Source organism: Kitasatospora sp. NPDC007106 (genome assembly GCF_040634455.1).
Lineage (GTDB): Bacteria > Actinomycetota > Actinomycetes > Streptomycetales > Streptomycetaceae > Kitasatospora > Kitasatospora arboriphila.
Genome location: NZ_JBEYFP010000448.1, coordinates 1 through 4,863, shown reverse-complemented (window position 1 = coordinate 4,863; position 4,863 = coordinate 1). Strand labels below are relative to the sequence as shown.

General features: G+C 70.4%; 5 protein-coding genes. 1 reads left to right on the top strand and 4 read right to left on the bottom strand.

Annotated features, from left to right (window positions below; translation table 11 throughout):
• Positions 1-505 (top strand): class I SAM-dependent methyltransferase (locus ABZ641_RS25790; protein ID WP_359985333.1); only part of this gene is annotated, 505 nt, incomplete at its 5' end.
• A gap of 62 nt (positions 506-567) precedes the next feature.
• Here ABZ641_RS25790 and cydB read toward each other — a convergent pair.
• From cydB to ABZ641_RS25770, 4 genes are all read right to left on the bottom strand, one after another.
• Positions 568-1,584, bottom strand: a complete 1,017-nt coding sequence (gene cydB / locus ABZ641_RS25785; protein WP_344623153.1) for a cytochrome d ubiquinol oxidase subunit II — start codon at positions 1,582-1,584, stop codon at positions 568-570.
• Positions 1,585-1,595: 11 nt separating this feature from the next.
• Positions 1,596-2,978, bottom strand: coding sequence for a cytochrome ubiquinol oxidase subunit I (locus tag ABZ641_RS25780; protein WP_359985330.1), 1,383 nt, complete (start codon positions 2,976-2,978; stop codon positions 1,596-1,598).
• 123 nt (positions 2,979-3,101) lie between these two features.
• Complete coding sequence (gene zwf, locus ABZ641_RS25775; protein ID WP_344623151.1) at positions 3,102-4,475, bottom strand: glucose-6-phosphate dehydrogenase; 1,374 nt, start codon at positions 4,473-4,475, stop codon at positions 3,102-3,104.
• Between the two features lie 17 nt (positions 4,476-4,492).
• Positions 4,493-4,863 (bottom strand): GMC family oxidoreductase (locus tag ABZ641_RS25770; RefSeq protein ID WP_359985327.1); only part of this gene is annotated, 371 nt, incomplete at its 5' end.

Below are 4,863 nucleotides of genomic sequence, written 5' to 3'. Positions count from 1 at the left end.
CAGGGCCAAGCCGGGGAGCGAACGGGTGCGATGGATCTGCGGTGACGCGACGGCCCTTCCGCCCCTGCAGGTGGACCTCGTCACGATGACCGCGAACGTCGCCCAGGCGATCGTCTCCCCGGACGCGTGGCGGCGGACGCTGACCGGGGCTCACGAGGCGCTGCGGCCGGGCGGGTACCTGGTGTTCGAGACGAGGGACCCTGCCGCGCGGGCCTGGGAGGCGTGGAACCGCGCGGCCTCGCGGCGGGTCACGGAGGTCCCGGGCGTCGGCGGGGTCGAGAGCTGGGTCGACCTGGTCGAGGTGGCGGACCGCCTGGTGACGTTCCGTTGGAACTACGTGTTCACCGCGGACGGCTGCCACCTCACCTCCGATTCGACCCTGCGGTTCCGGGAGCGTCACGAGATCGAGGCCGACCTGGCGGCGGCGGGTTACGGGCTGCAGGAGGTCCGGGACGCGCCCGACCGTCCGGGCAAGGAGCTCGTGTTCGTCGCCCGCCGTCCCTGACCCGCCCCGGCCGCTCCGCCCAACCCGCTCCGCCCCGGCCGCTCCGCCCCGGCCGCTCCGCCTCAGCTGCTCGGGCTCCGCGGCACGTCGAACTGCTCGGCGGAGACCCGGAGCCGGAAGACGTGGTACGTCCAGCCCTGGTAGGCGAGCACCAGCGGGAAGAAGACGATCGCGACGATGCTCATCACCTTCAGCGCGTAGTTGCCGGAGGCGCTGTTGTGCACGGTGAGGTCGAAGGCGGGGTTGGTGCTCGACACCATCAGCCGGGGGTAGAGGTCGGCGAAGAACGACATGACGGTCGTCGCGATGACGACGGTGGTGGCGACGAAGGCCCAGCCCTCGTGCCGTCCGGCGAGCAGCCAGCCGGCGGCCAGCACCGCGAGCATGGCGACGAGTTCGAGGACGTCGGGCAGGACGCCGCCACCGGCGACGGAGTGCGTCCAGGGCTGGAAGACCAGGACGGCGAGGACGGTGATCGGTGCGATGCGGCGGGCGAGCCACAGCGCGTGCTCCTGCACCGCGCCGGTGGTCTTGAGCGTGATGAAGGTCGCCCCGTGCAGCAGGCAGAGCAGCACCAGGGTGATGCCGGTGAACACCGAGTACGCCGAGAACAGGTCGCCGAAGTCGCCGGTGAACTCCTGGCTCTGGTCGATCGGCACGCCGTGCAGCAGGTTGCCGAGGGCGATGCCGATGAGCAGCGGCACCAGCAGGCTGCCGACGGTCAGCAGGGTGTCCCAGGTGCGGATCCAGCGCACGCTGTCCACCTTGCCGCGGAACTCGAAGGACACGCCGCGCACGATCAGTCCGACCAGCAGCAGGATCAGCGCGGGGTAGAAGCTGGAGAACATGGTGGCGTACCAGGCCGGGAAGGCGGCGAACATCGCGGCCGCGGCGACGATCAGCCACACCTCGTTGCCGTCCCAGAGCGGTCCGATGGTGTTGATCGCCGCTCGCCGGCCGGCCTCGTCGCGGGCGACGAAGGTGTGCAGCATCCCCACCCCGAGGTCGAAGCCCTCCAGGACGAAGAAGCCCGTCCACAGGGCAGCGGTGACGATGAACCAGAACGTGGCGAGCGCCATATCGGGCGGCCTCAGTAGGTCAGGGCCGGGATCGGGGTGTCCTCGGCGGGGGGCGGGGAGAGCTCCTTGCGGGCGTACCTCGTGAGCAGGACGAAGGCCACCGCGGCGAGCGCGGCGTAGAGCAGCAGGAAGACCACCAGGCTGGTGGCGACGGTGGCGGTGCTCACCGACGGGGACACGCCGTTCCTGGTCAGTTGGAGGCCCTGGACGATCCACGGCTGGCGGCCGTTCTCGGTGAGCAGCCAGCCGGCGGTGTTCATCAGGAACGGCAGCACCCCGGCCCAGACCGCGACCCGGTGGAACCACCGTGCGCCGCTGAGCCGTTTGCGCCACAGCAGCCACAGGCCCCACAGCCCGACCAGCAGGACGACCACGGCCAGGTAGGCCATCACCCGCATCGACCAGTACTGGATGAAGATGTTCGGGATGTAGCTGCCGGGCCCGTACTGCTGCTCGTACTGGGCCTGGACGGCGTTGAGGCCGAGGACCTTGCCGTTCCAGTGGTTGGTGGCCAGCAGGGAGAGCAGGTGCGGGATGGCGATGATCTGGGTCGGGGTCATGTCGTTCTTGCCGCCGCTGATCTGGAACAGCGAGAACGAGCAGGGTTGGCAGGTGTCCCACTGCGCCTCGGCGCCGGCGATCTTCATGGGCTGGTACTTGCCCTCGGTGACGCCGAGTTCGCTGCCGACCAGCATCGCCGCGAGGATCACCGGCACCAGGACGACCAGGGCGAGCCGGGCCGCGGCGTGGAAGGCGAGCGGGGAGGACCCCTTGCGCAGCTGCCAGGCGGAGACGGCGAGCATCACGACGGAGCCGGTGACCAGCGAGGCGAGGATGACGTGCAGGTACCCGCGCAGGAACACCGGGTTGGTGAACAGCTTCCAGACGTCGTTGAGCTGGGGCCGGCCGGTGGAGGGGTCGATCGTGTAGCCGACGGGGTGCTGCATCCAGGAGTTGGCGGCCATGATGAACGCCGCGGACAGTGCGCCGCCGACGGCCACCAGCCAGATGGTCGCCAGGTGCACGCGCGGGGGCAGCCGGTCCCAGCCGAACAGCCAGAGCCCGAGGAAGGTCGACTCCAGGAAGAACGCGGCGAGCCCCTCCATGGCCAGCGGCGCGCCGAACACGTCGCCGACGGTGCGGGAGTACGCCGACCAGTCCATGCCGAACTGGAACTCCTGGACGAGACCGGTGACCACCCCGACCGCGATGTTGATCACCAGCAGGGTGCCGAAGAACCGCGTGAGCTGCAGGAGTTCGGCCCGGCCGCTGCGGTGCCAGCCGGTCTGCAGCAGGGCGGTCAGGAATCCCAGGCCGATGGTGACCGGCACGAACAGGAAGTGGTAGATCGACGTCATGGCGAACTGCAGCCTGGCGAGGTCGAGTTGACTCATGTGGTCCCCATCGCGAGGTGGCTCGGCCTCAGTCAAGCACGCCCCGGGCGGCCCGGACGGGACGGCACGGCCGGTGTCATCCCGTCGGCCGTCGGCCGATCGGCGTACCCGGGGACGGGCCCGTCACTTCGGGTCGTGCCAGTGGTCGCCGTCGGGCAGCAGGCCGTCGGCCTCCTTCGGTCCCCAGCTGCCCCTGGCGTAGGGGAGGGCGGGTGCCGCGTCGCCCAGGATGGGGTCGACGACCCGCCAGGCGGCCTCGACGGTGTCCTGCCGGGCGAACAGCCAGCGGTCGCCGTCCAGGGCCGCGCCGATGAGGCGGTCGTACGGGCGCATGTCGGATCCGGGGACCTCGCTGAAGGAGAGTTCCTCGTGCTTGGCCTGCCAGCCGCCGCCGGGTGCCTTGCCCGCCAGGGTGAGGGAGACCTGCGTCTCGGGCCAGACCCGGAACCGCAGGCTGTTGGCGGCCGGGCTCGGGCGCAGCCCGAACACGTCGTGCGGCGCGCTGCGGAAGTGGATGCTCACCTCGGTCGCCGTCACCGGCATGCACTTGCCGGCGCGGATGAGGATCGGCACGTCCGCCCAGCGCCAGGAGTCGGCGGCGAGCCGGACGGCCGCGAAGGTCTCGGTCGTCGAGCCCGCGGCGACGCCCTCGACGTCGAGGTATCCGTCGTACTGTCCGCGGACGATGTGCTCGGGGGTGAGCGGTCGCAGCGAGGACACCACGTTGGCCTTGGCGTCGCGCCAGGACTCCAGGCCCTCCCCCGACGGCGGCTCGGCCAGCACCGTCGCGAGGACCTGCAGCATGTGGTTCTGGACGACGTCCCGGACGGCGCCGGTGCGGTCGTAGAAGCGGCCGCGGTCGGCGACGTCGAAGGCCTCGGCCATGGTGATCTGGATGCTTCTGACGTGCGTGCGGTTCAGCAGCGGTTCGATGACGGAGTTGGCGAACCGGGCGAAGAGCACGTTCTCCACGGGGTCGAGGCCGAGCCAGTGGTCCACCCGGTAGATCGCGTCCTCGGGGAAGTACTCGTGCATGGTCGCGTTGAGTTCGCCGGCGCTGCGCAGGTCGGTACCGAAGGGCTTCTCGACCATGACGCGGGCGCCCTTCGCCCGGCCGGCGTCGGCGATCCCCTTGGCGATCCGGCCGAACAGCGGCGGCGGGACCTCCAGGTAGAACAGGGCGCGCTCGCCGCTGCCCATCTCCCGCGCCATGGCCCGGTAGGTCTCGTCGTCGTCCAGGTCGCCGTCCACGTAGCGGAGCAGCCCGAGCATCTTCCGGGCGGCCGGCGTGTTCGGGTCCATCCCGTTGAGTTTCAGCGACGCCTCGGCGTAGTTGCGGAACTGGTCGAGGCCCCAGCCGCTCTTGGCCACGCCGACGACGGGGACGTCGAGCACGCCGCGGTCCACCAGGCCGACCAGGGCGGGGAAGGTCTCCAGCTTGGCCAGGTCACCGGTCGCGCCGAAGATGACCAGGGCGTCCATCTGCTGTGCTGCCATCTCGTTGACCCTCCTGCTCATCGCATGCGGTCGGCGAGGTGGTCGCCGACCCGCAGCGCGTTGGCGATGGCCGTCAGGGACGGGTTCACCGCTCCGATGCTCGGGAAGAAGCTCGTGTCCACGACGTAGAGGTTGTCCAGGTCGTGCGCCTTGCAGGTGACGTCCAGGGCGGAGGACGCCGGGTCGGTGCCGAACCGCACCGTGCCCGCCTGGTGGGCGGTCGCGCCGATGGGCATGCCCTTGTGCAGGTAGATGCTGTGCGAGAGCAGGTGGTGCTCGTGCATCCCCAGCTTGCCGAGCATGCTCTGGAGCTTGTGGCGGAGCCGCTTCAGTCCGGCGGTGTTGTTCTTCTCGTCCAGGGCGAGGTGGACGTTGCCGTCGGCGTCCA